The sequence below is a fragment of the Chrysosporum bergii ANA360D genome (assembly GCF_029891735.1).
Taxonomy (GTDB): domain Bacteria; phylum Cyanobacteriota; class Cyanobacteriia; order Cyanobacteriales; family Nostocaceae; genus Umezakia; species Umezakia bergii.
In genome coordinates, this window is record NZ_JANQDH010000076.1 from 50,955 (window position 1) to 68,555 (window position 17,601).

Genomic DNA, 17,601 nt, shown 5'->3' on the forward strand with positions numbered 1-17,601 from the left:
TCCTCTTCCTACTTCCCAGTCAAATACCCTCCTTACATTCAGCCTCAAACCAGATCAAACATCACCTATGACCTACACCCCTTCTAAACTACTTTCCTTTGAGAAATTTATTGCCCAATATGCTGACAATACCCGCTACGAATTAATCGACGGAGAACTAAGAGACATGGAAACTACAGGTGATCATGAAGTTGTAGCTGGTAGCATTGCGGGTAGGATCTATGTAGAAATTTTTAATTCTAATTTTAACTGGTTAATTCCCAAAACTTGCTTGATCAAACCACTTCCAACTGAATAATAATGATCGTCTTGTAGTGTGAGCATACCTGCACTATACTTAGACTACGCTCAGTACTAAGCGATCAGTACAAGTCCTGCTTGCTGCTGATCAAACCCTTCTTTACTTAATACAGTCCCCCAAGGATGTATCTGTATTCTAGCTCTCCTCACCAAAAACAGGAGGCCATAATTCAGCAATAGGTAACTCCCAATCCGGAAACAGTTCCGGTAAGGTCAAAGTATCACCCGTAGTTAAAACTATAGGTTCATTTTTACGCCCGTAAACCGTGACTGTTTCTGTGTCAGGATCAATTAAGATACCAATTACCGCGCCTAAGTGAATTAAATTGACAATTTTATCAACTAAAGGCTTAATTCTATCACTTTGGGATTTAATTTCTACTACTAAATCTGGAACAATTTCCCCAAAATAACGCGGGCTTTGGCGCAGGCGTGCAGCACGAACAAAGGAAACATCCGGGGCGGTGAGATTGCTATCAGGTAAAATAAAACCCCCAGCAGAATCAAATACCCTCCCCAACCGACGCGGATTAATCCAAGCAAACAGAAAAGCAATTAAGCGACTGCTAATTTCACTAGAAACAATATCTGATGGACCCACAACAGAAATTTTGCCATTTTGCAATTCAACATCGTAATCTAAGCCGGCTTGACTCAAAGCCATTTGGACTCGTTCGACATCTTTGATTGTCAGCATTGGCATACAAATTATTTAATGTTCAAATAAATCTTTAAATTGCAACAAATCTAAAGTGACTAAAGTCGGTAAAACTTGGAAGCATTCTTGAGCAATTTCCCAGCGATCTTCTCGTTTGAGCATAGCCATGAGCTTTTGTTGTACGCCGAGTAAGTAGCGGACATCATTAGCAGCATAATTCAGTTGGACTTCAGATAAATTAGCAGCATTACCCCAATCGGAACTTTGGGCGCTTTTATCTAACTCTATCTGTTCCAACTCCAGAACCACATCTTTTAGTCCGTGACGATTGGTGTAGGTACGAGCCAGCTTACTAGCAATTTTTGTACAAAAAACAGGTTTGACTTGAATTCCCAGGTTATGGCGCAAAGTAGCCAAATCGAAACGAGCGAAGTGAAAAACCTTCAGCACATTCTCAGATTCCAAAAGTGTTTTTAAATTTGGGGCTGCGGTTTGACCCCTGGCTATGCGAATAGCTGTTACTTGACCCTCGATATTGCATAACTGTACCAAACACAAGCGATCGCGCTGGGGTAATAATCCCATAGTTTCCGTATCTACAGCGATGGTATGGGATTTTAAATACTCAGCCAGAACAGCTGCGCTCAAGTCGCCATCGCCTACGTGAAAATCTTGTAATGTCATGACTCAATAATAAATACAGTGTTTGTTAAAAAACAATACCATGAGACACCACCTTATTTGTGTAAAAATTCAGCACCTACTATTTAGTACTAATTAGTACTCAGGAAAATTTGGGTCAAGTAAACTTCTCCTTGCTGATTAGTAGCCACACCAATCCCCGTGAGGTCGTAATTACCTCGAATATTCTGCAAATGTCCGGGACTTTCCAACCAGCCAGCAACAGCTTGACTAGCTGGGTTGTTGTATCCCTGATTAACCGCGACATTCTCAGACGCACTTTTGTAGCGAATGGGAATAGCAGAAACTCGCTGTTCAAACCCCTGATGGCTAAAAGGTACTTTACCATTAGCCATGTTTTGGCTGTGAATTCGTGCTTGTTGAGTAATATGTGCATTTAAAATCAACTTTGGCAACTTATGAGAAACTCGATATCGGTTGATATCGTCAAAAACTGATTTTTCTAGAGCATTAGTTTCCAAAGTATTAGTTAATGTAGCTGCTTGACTGAAAGAAATTAATAACGGTTGATTAGGAGGGGTTTGTTGTCTAGAAGTTTTACCTGTGATGGTAAAGTTCATTAATCCACTCGTAAGGACAAGCGTACTGAAAGCGATGCCAAAAGCAGGTTGTCTGAACATGGACAGTGGCGTGATGTTTTTACTTGTTAGACTTATACTCTAATTTCTTGTTCTCATAACATATAACAGGATACTATTTATAACTGCTCTAACCCAGTCATTTTGGCAAATACCTTACAGAAAAAATTAGTGAGCCATTTTTTTGATCAATATTTAAGCAACTCACCCTCAAGTAGGAGGCTATCATGGCGATTCCTTATTTTTCATTATTTTTCATTAAGTTTTTAACCGATGAAGGCGATATTAGGCCCATTTACACGTTCCAATACAACCGAGTTTGTAGCTGAAACTTGGCAAAGAACGGCGATGGATTGCTTTTGAAATGAATGAGGACTATATTAAGTTGAAATGTAAGATTTGCTTAAATCTCGCCATTCACCTGCATTTGATGAACTTGGTCGGCTAACTCTTGGCGGGCTTGGTCATCTAGCCTATCAATAGCTAACATTCCCATTAGAATAACCTCTTTTAAGGTTAGACGTGTCGAATGTGCCTGTTTTTGCACAATATCCTTGATAATTGGACTGACACCAATTGCTGTACTAGCTCTAGCCACAGAATAACAAAGAAACATTGATTACTTAGCCTAAATCTTAGCACTTCCTTTAGTCTTTTCACGGGCATTTTTTCTTTAGCCACCGGTAATCATGGGTGAGTGGTTGAGAATTTGATTTAACTTACCACTGCGATAACCTTCTAAGTCAAGGGTGACGTAGATAAATCCTAAATCCTGAAAAGCAGACACTAGTACCTGTAAATCAGTATTTAAAACAAAATCCTTGATATCTGCTGGTAACAATTCAATCCGGGCTGTATCTCCTTGAGAACGCACCCGCAAATTCTGCCAACCCAGCTTACGTAAATAAATTTCTGCTCTCCCCACCCTTTGCAACTTGGCGATGGTAATTTCTTCACCATAGGGAAAACGAGAACTAAGACAAGGTTGGGCTGGTTTATCCCACCAAGGTAAACCGAGTTGTTGTGACAGTAGGCGGACTTCAGCTTTGGTTACACCCACCTCTGCTAAAGGCGATCGCGCTCCTCTTTCTTGGGCTGCTTGAATTCCTGGGCGATAATCATGTAAATCATCAGCATTAACCCCATCCACCACATAGGGATAACCCAACTGCAACGCTAGGGGTTTGAGAGTATCATGCAGTTCACTTTTGCAAAAATAACAACGGTTGACCGGGTTAGAAGTGTAATTGAGATTGTCCATTTCATGAGTTTGAACAACTTTATGGGCAATTCCCATGGTTGCGGCTTGGATTTTAGCATCTTCTAACTCTTCTGGTAAAAGAGAGGGTGAAACAGCAGTCACAGCTAAAGCGCCATCGCCCAATACATCATAAGCAATCTTGGCAACCAAAGTACTATCAATACCTCCTGAGTAGGCAATCAAAGCCTGCTCCATTTCGCGAAATAAAACTTTTAATTGCTCAAGTTTTTCTGTTAACATAATTCCCCGATGTGGGCAAAACTTCATACCACTATCCAATTCTATCAAAAATAGAAATTGAATTTCTTGATGGCTTCAAGGCTTTAATTTACCCGGTTTATAGCGAATTTTGCCCAATTCAGGCACATCATGAGCAAGCAAGACTTGTGCTACAAGACGATCATTTACATTTGTATCTCACGTTTTTAATAAATCCTATATACTCATTGCTTTGCAATACTTAGCTACTAAGTTAGCTAAAAGAGATAAATCAATGGGTTTAGAAATATAATCATCCACTCCAGCCGCTAAACAAGTTTCGCGATCGCCCTTCATTGCCATTGCTGTTTGCACAATTACCGGAATCTTCTGATACTTCGCTTCTTCTCGTAGCTGCTGCACCAGTTGTAAACCATTTCCATCTGGTAGACGAATATCCATTAAAATCACCATTGGGTTTACCTGTGTCAGGGCTGACCACATTTCCGCAGCATTTTTTACCCAAGTCACTGTATATCCTAATGTACCGAGATAAATGCGGATTAGCTCGCCGTTGGCTAAATCATTTTCTACCAACAAAATATCTAGATAAGTTTGTGCTTTCTCATCCTCCTGATATACCTCCTGGTCAACAGGCCTGATCTGGTCTACATCTTCCTGATATTTCCCTGCTTCTCCCGCAGGTTTCATAGGGAGGATAATAGTAAAACGAGAACCCTGATCCACTTGTGATTCCACTTGCAGCCAACCACCATGAATTTCCGCCAACTTCTGAGTTACCGTTAACCCCAAACCACTACCTTCACTCCGGTGAGCCACAGGATTAGCAATTTGAAAAAATGGTTCAAATAGTCGCCTTTGGTTTTCTGGGGAAATCCCAATACCAGTATCCCAAACTATAAAATGTATAAATTCATCTTTAGGCAAAACTTCTAAACCCACAGTACCCGTGTTGGTAAACTTAAAGGCATTGGATAGCAAATTCCACAGCATTTGTTTAACTCGGAGGGGATCTGCCGCTAAAGTTGTGACATCAGGGTGCAATATTAGCTGTAGTTTCAAGCCCTTGTTAGCGGCCTTCTCTTTGACTAGTGATAAAACATTGCGACATAGTTCTGGTACATTGATACTTTCCCATTCCACTTCCAGCTGATTGGCTTCAATTTTAGAGAGGTCTAGGATATCGTTGATCAGCGTTATTAAATGTTTACCGCTAGACTCAATGATTTTTAAATACTCTTGGTGGTTTTCTCTACTGGAGTCGTAGCCTTGGGCTAAGATTAATTGGCTGAAACCAATGATAGAACTTAGGGGTGTGCGAATTTCGTGACTAGTGTTGGCTAGAAACTGGTTTTTCAGTTGATTACTGCGTTCTAGCTGTTGCGCGTGTTGCTGCAAAGATTGTATTTTTCTGGTTTGTACTAGTGCAGTCACACACTGCTGAATGGCTCGCCTCAGCAATTGGGTCATCAGTGAAGATGGCCATGGTGTGAGTGATTTTCCGTGGGATTTTGACCCGGTCTGAGAGATGATTAGCCAACCAATCACAGACCCCACATCATCAGTTAAGCTTTGGACATGATTTGGTTGTTGGCTCTCCATCTGCTGTAAATCTTGGGTGGCTATCACTGCTTGTAATTGCCATTGCAGCTTTTGACCTTTATTCTCTATGGATATAGATTGTGGGGATGGTGGAGAAGAAACATAACAAATCTGAGCCATGTTGGTTTGTGGTTGAAGCAGAGCGATCGCCACCGTAACACTATTCAAAGCCATACCAAGCTCGTTGACCAAAGTTTGGAAAATTTCTGCTTCTGTAGTTTTAGACTGTGAAACGTTGCTACAAAGGGAAAGTAAGCAATCGCTCAGGCGACTTTGCAACCGGTTCAAGCTGCGTTCTAGCCACAACTCGGCACGAAGTTGCTGCATTGTTGTCAAAAGTGTTGGCGTTTCATTTGCGGATGAGTTTTGTTCTGGTAAGCTTGAATATTGCTGCATGGTCAACTAGACCGTTGAACAAGTTTGGCGTGGCACAAAAAAGAAAACAAGATTTTATGTATATTAACTCACAATTGCCTTTTGAGTTGTAGACGATCAATTATAGTGTCAATAGTCTATAGCAAACAAAAATTGTCTGCAATCACCCTGATCACCTTTGTGAGAAGGAAATATTAAGATAAAACTAATGGATACACAAATTGCCCAACTCATCGTTAATGGTATTGCAGTAGGAAGCATTATTGCTTTAGCATCCGTGGGACTAACTCTGACCTACGGTATCTTGCGGTTATCTAATTTTGCTCACGGTGATTTTCTCACTTTAGGAGCTTACTTAACTTTATTAGTCAACGCAGGTGGCATAAATATTTGGCTATCCATGATTTTGGCAGCAGCGGGAACAATAGCAGCAATGGTGCTTTCCGAAAAACTCTTGTGGTCAAAAATGCGCTCTATTCGTGCTACTTCTACTACGCTGATTATTATCTCTATTGGACTGGCCTTGTTCTTACGTAATAGCATTATCTTTTTCTGGGGCGGCCAGAACCAAAATTACAATTTACCTGTAACCCCGGCTTTGAATATTTTTGGCATCAGAGTACCGCAAAATCAACTACTGGTCCTGGGGTTAGCTGTGTTAGCCATTTTGGCACTGCACTATCTCCTACAAAACACCAAAATTGGTAAAGCGATGCGGGCTGTTGCTGATGATCTAGATTTAGCTAGAGTTTCTGGGATCAATGTAGAACAAGTCATCCTGTGGACTTGGATTATTGCTGGTACATTTACCTCCTTGGGTGGCAGTATGTATGGATTGATTACAGCTGTGCGCCCAAATATGGGTTGGTTTTTGATTTTACCCTTATTCGCTTCAGTGATTTTAGGCGGTATTGGTAATCCCTACGGAGCGATCGCCGCGGCTTTCATGATTGGTATAGCCCAAGAACTCAGCACCGTCTGGATAGGTTCACAGTATAAGCAAGGTATAGCGCTGTTAATGATGATTTTGGTGCTGCTCATTCGCCCCAAAGGTTTATTTAAAGGCACGATTTGAACAGCACCACTCCACTTTTAATTATTCAATGATGTGGAAGTAATAAGCTGCGACCAAAAAGTTAACAGCTAATAACAGCAATGCCCAAGCAGTACGAAAAGTGTACGGGGGTTTAGCTCCTGTAGCTGGAACTGGGGAATTTTGAACTCTAGCCATGAGTGTTTCTCCTTCTTTCTCGACTTTTTAAGCAATACCAAACAGGTGTACCAAAAACCCAAATTCTTTAAAAATATTTGTGTCTTCAGGACTGGGGACTGGAAAGTGTTGCTGGGCTTTCACCCCATTTTCTCATTCTTCCTCACCTGCATGGTAGGAACTACGCACCAAAGGTCCAGAACGGACGTGGTTGAATCCCATTTCCCATGCTACGCGGGAGAGTGCATTAAATTCTTCTGGTGTCCAGTATTTTTTCACCGGCAAATGTTCTAAGGAAGGACGCATATACTGGCCGATCGTCAGGCGATCGCATCCCACCCCCCTTAAATCCGCCATAGCTTCTATCACTTCCTCCCTTGTTTCCCCGTGTCCTAGCATTAAGCCAGATTTGGTAGGAATAGCCGCATCAATTTCTTTTACCATAGCCAGCACTTTTAGGGAGCGATCGTACTTTGCCCCCCGTCTGACCGGGCCAGTTAACCGGCGCACCGTCTCTATATTGTGATTAAAACAAGCCGGCTTGGCTTTGATAATTGTAGCTATCCTTTGTCGTTGACCTGATTCCCCAGCACCGACACCACCCCAAAAATCTGGTGTCAGCACTTCAATTTGACTGTCTGGATTTAAGCGGCGAATAGTATCCATAGTTTCAACAAAATGTCCCGCTCCCTGGTCTGGTAAGTCATCACGGGCGACAGAAGTTAGCACTACATAACGCAGTCCTAAAAGCTGCACAGCCTCTGCTACTTTTCGCGGCTCTTCTGAGTCAATTGGCATTGGTGCATGACCTTTATCTACTTGACAAAAAGCACAAGAGCGTGTACACACTGGACCTAATAGTAAAAAAGTTGCGGTTTTTTGTGCATAACACTCCCCTCGGTTGGGGCATCGTCCTTCTTCACAAATTGTGTGAATTTGACGTTGCTTAATAATGCGTTGTACAGTAGAAAGCTCACTAGCTTTGCCAATGGAACGACGTAACCAGCTAGGCATGGCCGTAATTTCCGACTTGATTGGGGCTGGTTGTGGCGAAGTCATAGACATCCAAGCAATATCCAAAAGTACTTTGGGATGAATTTCCACTTGCAGTGAAGCAAGGTTTAATCCCTAAGTATCACCATGACATAAATTTGAATAAATATAAGCACTAGTTTTGTAAACTACTGCCATTTTTGGCATTTATAGCAAAATATACTATCCCCAAACTAACAATAAACTTGTATATAGTGATAACATTATCAAAAAAGTCGCTATTTACACTGAAAATTTCTGTTAGAGCAATCAGTCGTGGCAAGCAACAAAATTCTAGTTATCGATGACACTACCGTTGTCAGGCTAAAAGTACGACAAATGTTGCCTCCCGGCAACTTCGAGGTATTAGAAGCAAAAGACGGTCTGGAAGGATTAAATTTCATCCGCCAGGAAAAACTAAGTTTGATCATGTTGGATTTTCTGCTACCCAAAATGAGTGGCTGGGAAGTTTTTCAGCAACTTCAAGCACAGCCTGAGTTGAGGAAGATTCCCTTGGTGATCATGTCCGGTCGTAAGGAAGAGGTGACGGAAAAACTAACAGAACCTTTTGAATATTTTGAATTTTTGAACAAGCCTTTTGACCAAAAGCAGCTAATAACTGCGATTAAAACAGCCATGGCTAAGGCTAAAAAGCCCCGTCCGGAAACAATTCCATCTGCTGTGGCTCCTAAAACTAAGAGTACTCCGGTAGTGGCTACTAATACCCCTAATAAAACCGTAGTGGCTTCTGCTCATCAGTCAGGTAACTCAGCAGACATAAATGTCCTGAATGAAAAAATTACCAAAATGCAAGCAGAAATTGAGGGCTTAAAGAAACAGTTAGCTCAAGTAGTGACTTTTATTAAACAAAGAGTCAAGTAGTAACACTTATAGCCATCGTGGTCTTTAACAACGAAATGCCCTTGAATCGAAACTAATCATAGGTTAGTCGGCTCAAGGGTGATTGGGTTTTTGTCAAATACCAATATTAGAAAATTTATTAAACCTCAGCCATAAAAATGTCTAATATCCCAAAAACAGATTTAATCTTAATCGTAGATGATACAAATACAAATCTAGAAATTGTCTCCCAGACACTGATTCATTCAGGCTTTGAAGTTGCCACCGCCATTGATGGAGAAATAGCGCTCAAACAGGTTAAAAATAGACTACCTGACTTGATTTTATTAGATATAATGATGCCTAAAATAGACGGTATTGAAACCTGTAAAAAGTTGAAAGAAAATTTACAAACCCGTGATATACCTATAATTTTTATGACAGCTATTTCCGATATATACACTAAAGTTCAATGTTTTAGTTTAGGAGCAGTAGACTATATCACGAAACCTTTTGATCAGGCAGAAATATTAGCTAGAGTTAACACTCATCTACAATTACGGCATCTTACCAAAACCTTAGAACAAAAAGTAGCACAAAGAACAGCAGCACTTTCCCAAGCCCTCAAAGACCTACAAAAATCTCAATTACAACTGGTACAGCAAGAAAAAATGTCTGCTCTGGGTCAATTAGTAGCAGGGATTGCCCACGAAATTAATAATCCAGTGGGCTGCATTTACGGTAATCTGGGTCATACTTCCGCTTATTTCCAAGATATAATCAGGCTGATTAACCTATATCAGCAGTACTATCCTCAACCAGTGACAGAAATTGAAGAGGAAATTGCAGCCATAAACTTAGATTACCTGTGTACTGATTTACCAAAGCTGATTTCCTCCATGAAAGAGAGTGTTCAACGCATTCGCAATATTAGTAATAGTTTACGCACCTTTTCTCGCCAAGATAGCGATGGCAAAGTTTCTTGTAACATTCATGATGGTATTGATAGTACAATCATGATTCTCCAACACCGCTTAAAAGGATCTAATGATCGTCCCGGTATTGAAATAATTAGAGATTACGGTAATTTACCGGAAGTAAAATGTTTTAGCGGGCAGATGAATCAAGTTTTTATGAACTTATTAGCTAATGCAATTGATGCCTTAGAGGAGTCTAATATAGGGCGGAGTTATGAAGAAATTGCTGCTAATCCCAATCAAATAACAATTAAGACTCGGCTAAGTGAAGATTTAAATCATGTCTTGATAGGGATTAAAGACAATGGTGTGGGAATGTCGGCTGATGTCCAAGAGAAAATATTTGAATATTTATTCACCACTAAACCTGTAGGTAAGGGGACTGGTTTAGGATTATCAATTGCTCATCAAATCATTGTCGAAAAACATGGGGGAACTTTAGAAGTCAATTCATTACCTGGTCAAGGTTCTGAGTTGCTCATTACTATTCCCATTGATTAGACGTAATTAGGGCATCAGCAGGGGCGCATTGCGACACGCCCCTACAAGATCAGCAATGAATTAACAAAACTACAATCTACAATTCTTCTGGTTGCTGTGTAGAAACTGCACTTATTTGAGTTGTCCGAACTGTTGCTTGTAGCATTGGGGTATGAGAGATGGAATTATTAGCCAGTGTAAATAGGGGATTGGACAAAATCCCAGCGATGGAAGTGGCAATTAAAGTTACTATTAATCCCACTTGCAAAGGTCTAAATCCAGGCAAATCCCACCGTACCTCTGGATAATTCCGCACCACATCAGACATTTCCTGGGGTTCTTTGACTACCATCATTTTAACTACGCGAATGTAGTAGTAGATGGAAACTACACTGGTAACTAAGCCCAGCAAAACTAACCAGTAAAGTCCAGCTTGCCAACCAGCCCAGAACAAGTAAATCTTCCCAAAAAACCCAGCTAATGGGGGAATACCACCCAAAGAAAGCAGAGACACACTCAAGCCTAATGTTAGGAGTGGGTCTTTTTGATATAAACCAGAGTATTCAGCAATTTGGTCAGTTCCTGTGCGTAAAGAGAACAAAATAATGCAGGTAAACCCACACAGGTTCATAAATAGGTAGACCAAGAGGTAAAATACCATACTGGCATATCCCGCCTCAGTGCCCGCAATCATGCCAATCATCACGAATCCAGCTTGACCAATGGATGAATAAGCTAACATCCGTTTCATGCTGGTTTGTGCCAAGGCGACTACATTACCCAACACCATACTGAGAACGGCAAGGGCAGTAAAAACAAATCTCCATTCGTCAGCAACGAAGGGGAAAACTGTTGTTAGTAAGCGAATGGCTAAAGCAAACCCAGCTGCTTTAGACCCCACGGATAAAAAAGCAATTACCGGGGTGGGAGCGCCCTCATAAACGTCTGGTGTCCACTGGTGAAATGGTACGGCAGAAATTTTAAAGCCGATACCTGCAATCACGAAAATTAGAGCAATTACCAAACCTAAAGATTGACCAACATCAGCTGCGGTAATACCCTTAGCGATGGCAGTTAACTCCGTCTGTCCACCTGAGAGACCATACAGCAGGGAAACGCCATATAAAAATATGGCAGTACTGGAAGCTCCAATCAACAGGTATTTCAGCGCAGCTTCGTTAGATCGGGGGTCACGCTTAGTATAACCTGTGAGTAAGTAAGAGGAAATACTGAGAGTTTCTAGTGATATAAAAATCATTACTAACTCACTAGCACCGGATACAAACATTCCTCCTAGAGTTGCGGTTAGCAAAATAGCAATAAATTCTGCTAAAGCAGTACCACTCTGCTCAATGTAGCGAATTGACATCAAGATAGTTACAGCAGCAGACAAGGCCACAATACCGCGAAAGACAATACTGAGGTCATCACCAACAAAGCTACCACTAAAGGAGATGGGATTAGTCGCGTCCCATTGAAGATAGAGGGCGACAACCGCAGTCAATAAACCGGCGCTGGCCAGATATCCAATCCAGCGTGAAGATGTACGTCCCAAAATCAAATCAACAATCAAAACCCCTAAGAGGGTAACAATTACAATCCCCTCTGGCAAAATCGTTCCCGCATTCAACTGGGATGTAAGATTAGCAAAATCCATGAGATATATAGGTTTTGACGATTAGACATTACGGCTAGCTGAGTTTATTCTATCTATTGTTATTCACCAAAGTGGCATTTACTTGTTCAGGATTGGTAATTGGCGACTAGGCTGATGACCAATCAGCAAAATGTAAGCAGTTTAGTGAATGACCAAACTGCTGATTTTGATATATTTGATATGTTTATTATCTGGACTGGAATAAACTCAAGGCTCAATAGCGCTGTGAGTACCCGCCACCAGATCGGCCACCTTTATTCTCCTTTGGTCTAGCTTTATTAACTTTCAGGGAACGCCCCATCCATTCGGCACCGTCTAGAGCCTCAATGGCTGCTTGTTCTGAGGTTTCTGATTCCATTTCTACGAAACCAAAACCCCGTAGCTTTCCTGTGTCCTTATCTGTTGGCAATTGAACTCGCTTGACACTACCGTAATCCGAAAATACTGCTTTGAGATCATCTTCTGTGACCTGGTAGGATAGGTTACCTACGTAAATTGACATGAAACTCTCCAGAACCCATTGATGCAGAGATGTTTATCCGGAGAGCCGCTTGTAATTATGACTAAAAACAAGAGCCTTACCGCCGAATTTAACTACTCTGGAGATATTTTAACATATCTTTGATCTAGAAACAGATGGAATTGGATCATAAAACCAGAAATCATCTAGTTTTACATCTCCCATCTCGCCTTAACTGAACTTGAATAGCAAATGGAAAAATTACATTAGCTATTAGACAGGGAATTTACTCCCTGGCTCAATGATATAAGGACGCGAAGGAGGAGCCGAAATACAGATATCAACCTACTGTATTCGCCAATTGTACCTTAGATAAGTTAAAGATGGAAATAACTCGCCCTTAACTCTCACAGCGTTACTTCTTCTGTCCTCAAAAACAGCACAGCACTGGAAGTTAAGAGAATTTTAACCATTTTAGGGAGTTTGTGTCAGGATAAAATCACAAGCTATCAGCGTGACGTTATATCTTGACAATACAGCGAAATTAACTCAACTCAACTTTTTAGCTTCCAAGCTACTCTTTTTCTAGAAATTTCCATGTCAACTCTCGTCATCGTCGAATCTCCGACAAAAGCTCGTACCATTCGCGAATACCTGCCAAAAGACTATCGGGTAGAAGCGTCTATGGGTCATGTCCGTGACCTACCCCAATCCTCTAGTGAAATTCCCGCCTCTGTGAAAGGGGAACGGTGGGCGCAGCTGGGGGTAAATGTAGATGCAGACTTTGAACCGGTGTATGTTGTCCCCAAAGACAAAAAGAAAGTTGTTACCCAACTCAAAGATGCCCTCAAAGAAGCAGATGAGTTGATTCTGGCAACTGACGAAGACCGGGAAGGTGAAAGTATTAGTTGGCACTTGCACCAGTTGCTGAAGCCAAAAGTTCCCACTAAGCGGATGGTATTTCACGAAATTACCCAAGAGGCTATCAAAAAAGCTTTAAAAAATTGCCGTAACATTGATGAGCAGTTAGTCCGCGCTCAAGAAACACGGCGAATTTTAGATCGATTAGTTGGCTATACATTGTCACCCCTGCTGTGGAAAAAAATCGCCTGGGGATTATCTGCTGGGCGAGTGCAATCTGTCGCAGTGCGACTTTTGGTCCAAAAGGAACGCCAGCGCCGCGCCTTCCATCAAGGCAGTTACTGGGACTTAAAAGCCAGCCTGGTGCAGGAAAAAACTCCTTTTACAGCCCAATTGACCACAGTGGGAGGAAGCAAAGTAGCCACTGGCAGCGATTTTGATCCAGCCACCGGGCAAATTACCGCTCGTCGCAACGTTTTGTTGCTTAACGAAGAGCAAGCTTTAGCCCTCCAGGAACGCTTAACCGGGAAAACTTGGAATGTCAATAGTATTGATGAACGCTCAGTAACCCGTAAACCCGCACCACCATTTACTACTTCCACACTACAACAAGAATCTAACCGTAAACTGCGTCTCTCAGCCAGAGACACCATGCGGATTGCCCAGAATTTGTATGAGCAAGGGTATATTACCTATATGCGAACAGATTCAGTGCATTTATCTGATCAAGCCGTCACAGCTGCTCGTAGCTGTGTAGAACACCTGTATGGTAAAAACTACCTCAGCCCCCAACCTCGGCAATACACCACCAAATCAAAAGGCGCACAAGAAGCCCACGAAGCCATTCGCCCTGCGGGTAGCACCTTCCGTACTCCCCAAGAAACTGGTTTAAGCGGTCGGGAGCTTGCTGTTTATGATTTGATTTGGAAACGGACGGTTGCTAGTCAAATGGCTGACTGTCGTCAAACCCAAATTACCGTTCAGTTGCAGGTTGAAGATGCGGGCTTTCGTGCTTCTGGTAAGCGCATTGATTTTCCAGGATTCTTGCGGGCTTATGTTGAGGGATCAGACGATCCAGATGCTGCTTTAGAAGATCAGGAAGTAATTTTACCCAGTTTGAAAGTTGGGGATCATCCCAATTGTACTGACTTAGAAGCTGTGGGTCATGAAACCCAGCCACCAGCCAGATACACTGAAGCTACTTTAGTGAAAACCTTAGAAAGTGAAGGTATTGGTCGCCCTAGTACCTACGCTAGTATTATCGGCACAATCATTGACAAGGGTTATGCTCAATTGGTGAGTAATGCCTTGATTCCTACTTTCACCGCTTTCGCGGTCACCAACCTGTTAGAAAATCATTTCCCGGACATCGTAGACCCCAGTTTCACTTCCAAGATGGAACAAACCTTAGATGATATTGCCGCAGGAACAGCTAATTGGTTACCTTATTTGCGGGAATTTTATCTGGGAAACAGTGGTTTAGAAACCTTAGTTAAAGAACAAGAAGGTGAAATTGATGCCAGTCAAGCTAAAACAGTATTACTGGAAAATTTAGAGGCCAAAGTCCGCATTGGCAAGTATGGCCCGTACATTGAAGTGGATAATGATGGCACTGTGGTTACTGCCTCCATTCCTAAAGACCTTACACCATCTGACCTAGACCCGAAACAGGTAGAAGTCCTGCTGCGGCAAAAAACAGTGGGACCAGACCAGGTAGGTCGCCATCCTGAAACTGGTGAACCAATTTATCTCAAAATTGGTACTTACGGACCCTACTTGCAGTTAGGTGACAAAACTGAAGAAAACCCCAAACCCAAACAAACCTCTCTACCCAAAGGTGTTACCCCAGAAAATGTCACCTTAGACATGGCTGTGGGTCTTTTGTCTTTACCCCGCACATTGGGAGCGCATCCGGTGACAGGTAAGAAAATTCAAGCCAGTTTGGGGCGTTTTGGTCCTTACGTGGTTCATGACCAAGGTAAAGAAGGAAAAGACTATCGCTCTCTCAAGGCTGGTGATAATGTACTCACGGTTTCTTTAGAACGAGCATTAGAGTTGTTATCAGAACCGAAAAAAGGACGCGGATCCAGGAGTAGCAATTCCAAGTCGGCGTTGCGGGAATTGGGTATGCACCCGGAAGCAGGTACGCCGGTGAACATTTATGATGGACCCCATGGACCGTATATTAAGCACGGCAAAATTAATGTCAGCATCCCAGAAGGTCAAGCGGTGGAAGATGTCACCCTATCCACGGCGCTAGAATTGTTAGCAAGTAAAGCATCTGCCAAAAAGTCTTCTCGCCAGACCAGGGCGAAAAAAAAATGACCCTACAAGGTTAGTTAAAGTTAAGAATCAAAATTCCTTGACATCTCCCCTGGTTGAAACACAGGGGATTCTAAACTACGGATTTTGCCCAAGTGAGGTACATCATTAGCAAGCAGGATGCTCGCGCTACAAGACGATCATTTACATTTGTATCCCACGTGTTTAATAAATGCTATATCATTAAGCCAAGTCCCATTTTCTAGGTTGGAAATGTGATACTCTAAAAGGTAGGGAGAATTACAATACAAAATTCTAGAAGTAGCTCACTCCCAGAATGGGTTAGCTTATATCAGCCCGTTCTCAAGCTAGCAGTGCAAAAAAAGGGCGATTTTGCGTAGCTGCTATTAAAAATGTTGAGGTAGTATCTCAGGAGCAGTCAGTTCAATGGACTATATAGGTAAAGTGCTAGAAAAGCTGAAGGCGTTGGCACGGAGGCTGATTGAGGGCTTGTTAGGGCCAGAATGCGAGCCGGAAGCGGAACTAATTCCGATTCCTGTAAATGAACGAACACGTCGTCGTTAACCAGACTAAGGAAATTGAACTCGTCTTTACCACTTGTTAGCATTTTAGTGCTGCACGGACCAAACTTAAATTTACTAGGACAGCGAGAACCAGGAATTTATGGTCAGCTGGGTTTGCCTGAAATTAATCGCTTCTTAGAAGAAGAAGGTTTAAAGTTTCAGGCGAAGGTAACTCCCGTGCAGTCAAATCATGAAGGGGTTTTGGTAGATACTATTCACGCCGCTTTAGGAAAACATCAGGGAATTTTGATAAATGCCGGGGCTTACACCCATACGAGTGTAGCTCTGCGGGATGCCATCGCTGGTGTTAACCTCCCTACAGTAGAAGTACATTTGAGCAACATTTACCGCCGGGAAGACTTCCGCCACCATTCTTACATCGCCCCCGTAGCCATCGGACAAATAAGTGGTTTTGGTGTGGAAAGTTATTTACTGGGTTTACAAGCTCTAGTGCATCATTTAAGAAATAAATAGAAATAAATAACTTAATATTTATTTTCTGAAGAATATGCACTATCCACTGATTAATCGGTATAAAGCTACTTTATTAGGGGCGTTGCTGGGTGAGGTTTTAGCCAAGGATGCTGAACAGCAGTATCATGTTTGCTCTGATATCAGCAGTATAGGAGTTCTAGGTACTAAAAGCTTAATCGAACTGGGCAAATTAGATATAAATAATTGGCTAGAGCGTCATCAAAAAAAATATCTTAAAAAATCTCTTCATTTAGATACAACTGATGGTGTGTTGCCAAAAGCTATTATTGCCACATTACCAGTGGCACTTTTTTTTCATGAAAATACAACTAAGCTGCGACAAAACTTGCTGGATGTCTGGCAAATATGGAACTATGACCCAATTATTAGAGATACTACACTCGCAGTAGGATATGCGATCGCCAAATCTTTCACTGAAACACTTACCCCCCAAACACTCATCCCGGAAATTATCACCTTTATCGGCGACACAAACACACTCATACCGCAAAAATTACTACAGGTTAATGATTTGTTAGCTCAAGGATTGGGGTTAGAAACTGCACAAACAGTATTCAGTCCAGAAGACCAGCCTAAGTCAGCTGTTGCTTTGGCGTTTTACTGCTTTCTCAGCACCTTAGAAGATTTTTCCCTGGCGGTTTTGCGGGCTACTCAGTTAAACTGTCCAACTAGCAGTATCATTACTGGTGCTTTATCAGGAGCTTACAACAGCACTGTGGGTATTCCTATCAAATGGCAAGTTTTGTTACGTTTAGACAATTTAGCCGAGTGGGAATCAACAAGTTTGTTCCAGATGCTAGAATTAGCTGATGCACTTGTTGCTGTATGGTCAGGAGTGTATGATCCCACCCTGCATTGCCAGGAAGACCAACAGCCTCAGCTTTGTGTGTTTGCATCTCCTCGGGTTATCCAGTGGCGTTAACTTTATGTTTACAGTTGCATTTGATAGATAAAATACCAATTAATACAGTATTTTTTCATGTGTTTATACTTCTTCCTTTGCCTCCTTGATGTTCTCATCACCTTCACCACCACTGGGGCTTTTTTG

Annotated in this window: 17 protein-coding genes and 1 pseudogene; 8 read left to right on the plus strand and 10 right to left on the minus strand. The window is 41.9% G+C overall.

What is annotated here, in order from left to right:
• Positions 1 to 67: 67 nt before the first annotated feature.
• Positions 68 to 286: pseudogene (locus NWP17_RS11385) on the plus strand (Uma2 family endonuclease); the annotation flags it as partial.
• A gap of 150 nt (positions 287 to 436) precedes the next feature.
• Here the strand turns inward: NWP17_RS11385 and NWP17_RS11390 are convergent.
• The 6 genes from NWP17_RS11390 to hrmK all read right to left on the minus strand — a co-directional run bounded on the left by NWP17_RS11390 (position 437) and on the right by hrmK (position 5,716).
• Positions 437 to 1,003, minus strand: coding sequence for a Uma2 family endonuclease (locus NWP17_RS11390; protein WP_280655027.1), 567 nt, complete (start codon positions 1,001 to 1,003; stop codon positions 437 to 439).
• Between the two features lie 9 nt (positions 1,004 to 1,012).
• The gene (locus NWP17_RS11395) at positions 1,013 to 1,642 is read right to left on the minus strand and encodes a ribonuclease H-like domain-containing protein (RefSeq protein ID WP_280655028.1); all 630 of its coding nucleotides are present in this window, start codon (positions 1,640 to 1,642) and stop codon (positions 1,013 to 1,015) included.
• Between the two features lie 89 nt (positions 1,643 to 1,731).
• The gene (locus NWP17_RS11400; RefSeq protein WP_280655029.1) at positions 1,732 to 2,280 is read right to left on the minus strand and encodes a CAP domain-containing protein; all 549 of its coding nucleotides are present in this window, start codon (positions 2,278 to 2,280) and stop codon (positions 1,732 to 1,734) included.
• 361 nt (positions 2,281 to 2,641) lie between these two features.
• Positions 2,642 to 2,854, minus strand: a complete 213-nt coding sequence (locus NWP17_RS11405; RefSeq protein ID WP_280655030.1) for a hypothetical protein — start codon at positions 2,852 to 2,854, stop codon at positions 2,642 to 2,644.
• Between the two features lie 57 nt (positions 2,855 to 2,911).
• The gene (gene larE, locus NWP17_RS11410) at positions 2,912 to 3,739 is read right to left on the minus strand and encodes an ATP-dependent sacrificial sulfur transferase LarE (protein WP_280655082.1); all 828 of its coding nucleotides are present in this window, start codon (positions 3,737 to 3,739) and stop codon (positions 2,912 to 2,914) included.
• A gap of 195 nt (positions 3,740 to 3,934) precedes the next feature.
• Positions 3,935 to 5,716 carry a hybrid histidine kinase/response regulator HrmK gene (gene hrmK, locus NWP17_RS11415; protein WP_280655031.1) on the minus strand — a complete coding sequence of 594 codons (1,782 nt, stop codon included), beginning with the start codon at positions 5,714 to 5,716 and terminating at the stop codon, positions 3,935 to 3,937.
• 187 nt (positions 5,717 to 5,903) lie between these two features.
• Here hrmK and NWP17_RS11420 point away from each other — a divergent pair, with 187 nt between their 5' ends.
• Positions 5,904 to 6,770 carry a branched-chain amino acid ABC transporter permease gene (locus tag NWP17_RS11420; RefSeq protein ID WP_280655032.1) on the plus strand — a complete coding sequence of 289 codons (867 nt, stop codon included), beginning with the start codon at positions 5,904 to 5,906 and terminating at the stop codon, positions 6,768 to 6,770.
• Between the two features lie 21 nt (positions 6,771 to 6,791).
• Here the strand turns inward: NWP17_RS11420 and psaX are convergent, their stop codons facing one another.
• Both psaX and lipA read right to left on the minus strand, forming a co-directional pair.
• Positions 6,792 to 6,926 (minus strand): photosystem I protein PsaX, encoded by a 135-nt coding sequence (psaX, locus tag NWP17_RS11425; RefSeq protein ID WP_280655033.1) that lies wholly within the window; start codon positions 6,924 to 6,926, stop codon positions 6,792 to 6,794.
• A gap of 132 nt (positions 6,927 to 7,058) precedes the next feature.
• The gene (gene lipA / locus NWP17_RS11430) at positions 7,059 to 7,964 is read right to left on the minus strand and encodes a lipoyl synthase (RefSeq protein ID WP_280655083.1); all 906 of its coding nucleotides are present in this window, start codon (positions 7,962 to 7,964) and stop codon (positions 7,059 to 7,061) included.
• Positions 7,965 to 8,213: 249 nt separating this feature from the next.
• On the opposite strand from lipA, the gene NWP17_RS11435 reads away from it, so the two are divergent.
• Together NWP17_RS11435 and NWP17_RS11440 are read left to right on the plus strand one after the other, a co-directional pair.
• Positions 8,214 to 8,819, plus strand: coding sequence for a response regulator (locus NWP17_RS11435; protein ID WP_280655034.1), 606 nt, complete (start codon positions 8,214 to 8,216; stop codon positions 8,817 to 8,819).
• Between the two features lie 137 nt (positions 8,820 to 8,956).
• A complete protein-coding gene (locus NWP17_RS11440) occupies positions 8,957 to 10,255 on the plus strand; it encodes a hybrid sensor histidine kinase/response regulator (RefSeq protein WP_280655035.1) in 1,299 nt (432 codons plus the stop codon).
• A 76-nt stretch (positions 10,256 to 10,331) separates the two neighbouring features.
• On the opposite strand, the gene NWP17_RS11445 is transcribed toward NWP17_RS11440, so the two are convergent.
• Together NWP17_RS11445 and NWP17_RS11450 are read right to left on the minus strand one after the other, a co-directional pair.
• On the minus strand, positions 10,332 to 11,891 hold the full coding sequence (locus tag NWP17_RS11445; protein ID WP_280655036.1) for an NAD(P)H-quinone oxidoreductase subunit N: 1,560 nt from the start codon (positions 11,889 to 11,891) through the stop codon (positions 10,332 to 10,334).
• Positions 11,892 to 12,105: 214 nt separating this feature from the next.
• Entirely contained in the window at positions 12,106 to 12,393 is a 288-nt protein-coding gene (locus NWP17_RS11450; RefSeq protein ID WP_280655037.1) for an RNA recognition motif domain-containing protein, read from the minus strand.
• 555 nt (positions 12,394 to 12,948) lie between these two features.
• Between NWP17_RS11450 and topA the strand changes: the two genes are divergently transcribed.
• The 4 genes from topA (at position 12,949) to NWP17_RS11470 (ending at position 17,475) form a co-directional block, all read left to right on the plus strand.
• Entirely contained in the window at positions 12,949 to 15,537 is a 2,589-nt protein-coding gene (topA, locus tag NWP17_RS11455) for a type I DNA topoisomerase (RefSeq protein WP_280655038.1), read from the plus strand.
• A gap of 384 nt (positions 15,538 to 15,921) precedes the next feature.
• Positions 15,922 to 16,059 carry a hypothetical protein gene (locus NWP17_RS11460; protein WP_280655039.1) on the plus strand — a complete coding sequence of 46 codons (138 nt, stop codon included), beginning with the start codon at positions 15,922 to 15,924 and terminating at the stop codon, positions 16,057 to 16,059.
• A gap of 14 nt (positions 16,060 to 16,073) precedes the next feature.
• Positions 16,074 to 16,532 carry a type II 3-dehydroquinate dehydratase gene (gene aroQ, locus NWP17_RS11465; RefSeq protein WP_280655040.1) on the plus strand — a complete coding sequence of 153 codons (459 nt, stop codon included), beginning with the start codon at positions 16,074 to 16,076 and terminating at the stop codon, positions 16,530 to 16,532.
• Between the two features lie 34 nt (positions 16,533 to 16,566).
• On the plus strand, positions 16,567 to 17,475 hold the full coding sequence (locus NWP17_RS11470) for an ADP-ribosylglycohydrolase family protein (RefSeq protein ID WP_280655041.1): 909 nt from the start codon (positions 16,567 to 16,569) through the stop codon (positions 17,473 to 17,475).
• The last annotated feature ends 126 nt before the right edge of the window (positions 17,476 to 17,601 follow it).

Excerpts from the sequence above, each read along its gene's own strand:
- NWP17_RS11390 (WP_280655027.1), bottom strand. The coding sequence starts at position 1,003 with ATGCCAATGCTGACAATCAAAGATGTCGAACGAGTCCAAATGGCTTTG.
- NWP17_RS11395 (WP_280655028.1), bottom strand. The coding sequence starts at position 1,642 with ATGACATTACAAGATTTTCACGTAGGCGATGGCGACTTGAGCGCAGCT.
- NWP17_RS11400 (WP_280655029.1), bottom strand. The coding sequence starts at position 2,280 with ATGTTCAGACAACCTGCTTTTGGCATCGCTTTCAGTACGCTTGTCCTT.
- NWP17_RS11405 (WP_280655030.1), bottom strand. The coding sequence starts at position 2,854 with ATGTTTCTTTGTTATTCTGTGGCTAGAGCTAGTACAGCAATTGGTGTC.
- larE (WP_280655082.1), bottom strand. The coding sequence starts at position 3,739 with ATGTTAACAGAAAAACTTGAGCAATTAAAAGTTTTATTTCGCGAAATG.
- hrmK (WP_280655031.1), bottom strand. The coding sequence starts at position 5,716 with ATGCAGCAATATTCAAGCTTACCAGAACAAAACTCATCCGCAAATGAA.
- NWP17_RS11420 (WP_280655032.1), top strand. The coding sequence starts at position 5,904 with ATGGATACACAAATTGCCCAACTCATCGTTAATGGTATTGCAGTAGGA.
- psaX (WP_280655033.1), bottom strand. The coding sequence starts at position 6,926 with ATGGCTAGAGTTCAAAATTCCCCAGTTCCAGCTACAGGAGCTAAACCC.
- lipA (WP_280655083.1), bottom strand. The coding sequence starts at position 7,964 with ATGACTTCGCCACAACCAGCCCCAATCAAGTCGGAAATTACGGCCATG.
- NWP17_RS11440 (WP_280655035.1), top strand. The coding sequence starts at position 8,957 with ATGTCTAATATCCCAAAAACAGATTTAATCTTAATCGTAGATGATACA.
- NWP17_RS11445 (WP_280655036.1), bottom strand. The coding sequence starts at position 11,891 with ATGGATTTTGCTAATCTTACATCCCAGTTGAATGCGGGAACGATTTTG.
- NWP17_RS11450 (WP_280655037.1), bottom strand. The coding sequence starts at position 12,393 with ATGTCAATTTACGTAGGTAACCTATCCTACCAGGTCACAGAAGATGAT.
- topA (WP_280655038.1), top strand. The coding sequence starts at position 12,949 with ATGTCAACTCTCGTCATCGTCGAATCTCCGACAAAAGCTCGTACCATT.
- NWP17_RS11460 (WP_280655039.1), top strand. The coding sequence starts at position 15,922 with ATGGACTATATAGGTAAAGTGCTAGAAAAGCTGAAGGCGTTGGCACGG.
- NWP17_RS11470 (WP_280655041.1), top strand. The coding sequence starts at position 16,567 with ATGCACTATCCACTGATTAATCGGTATAAAGCTACTTTATTAGGGGCG.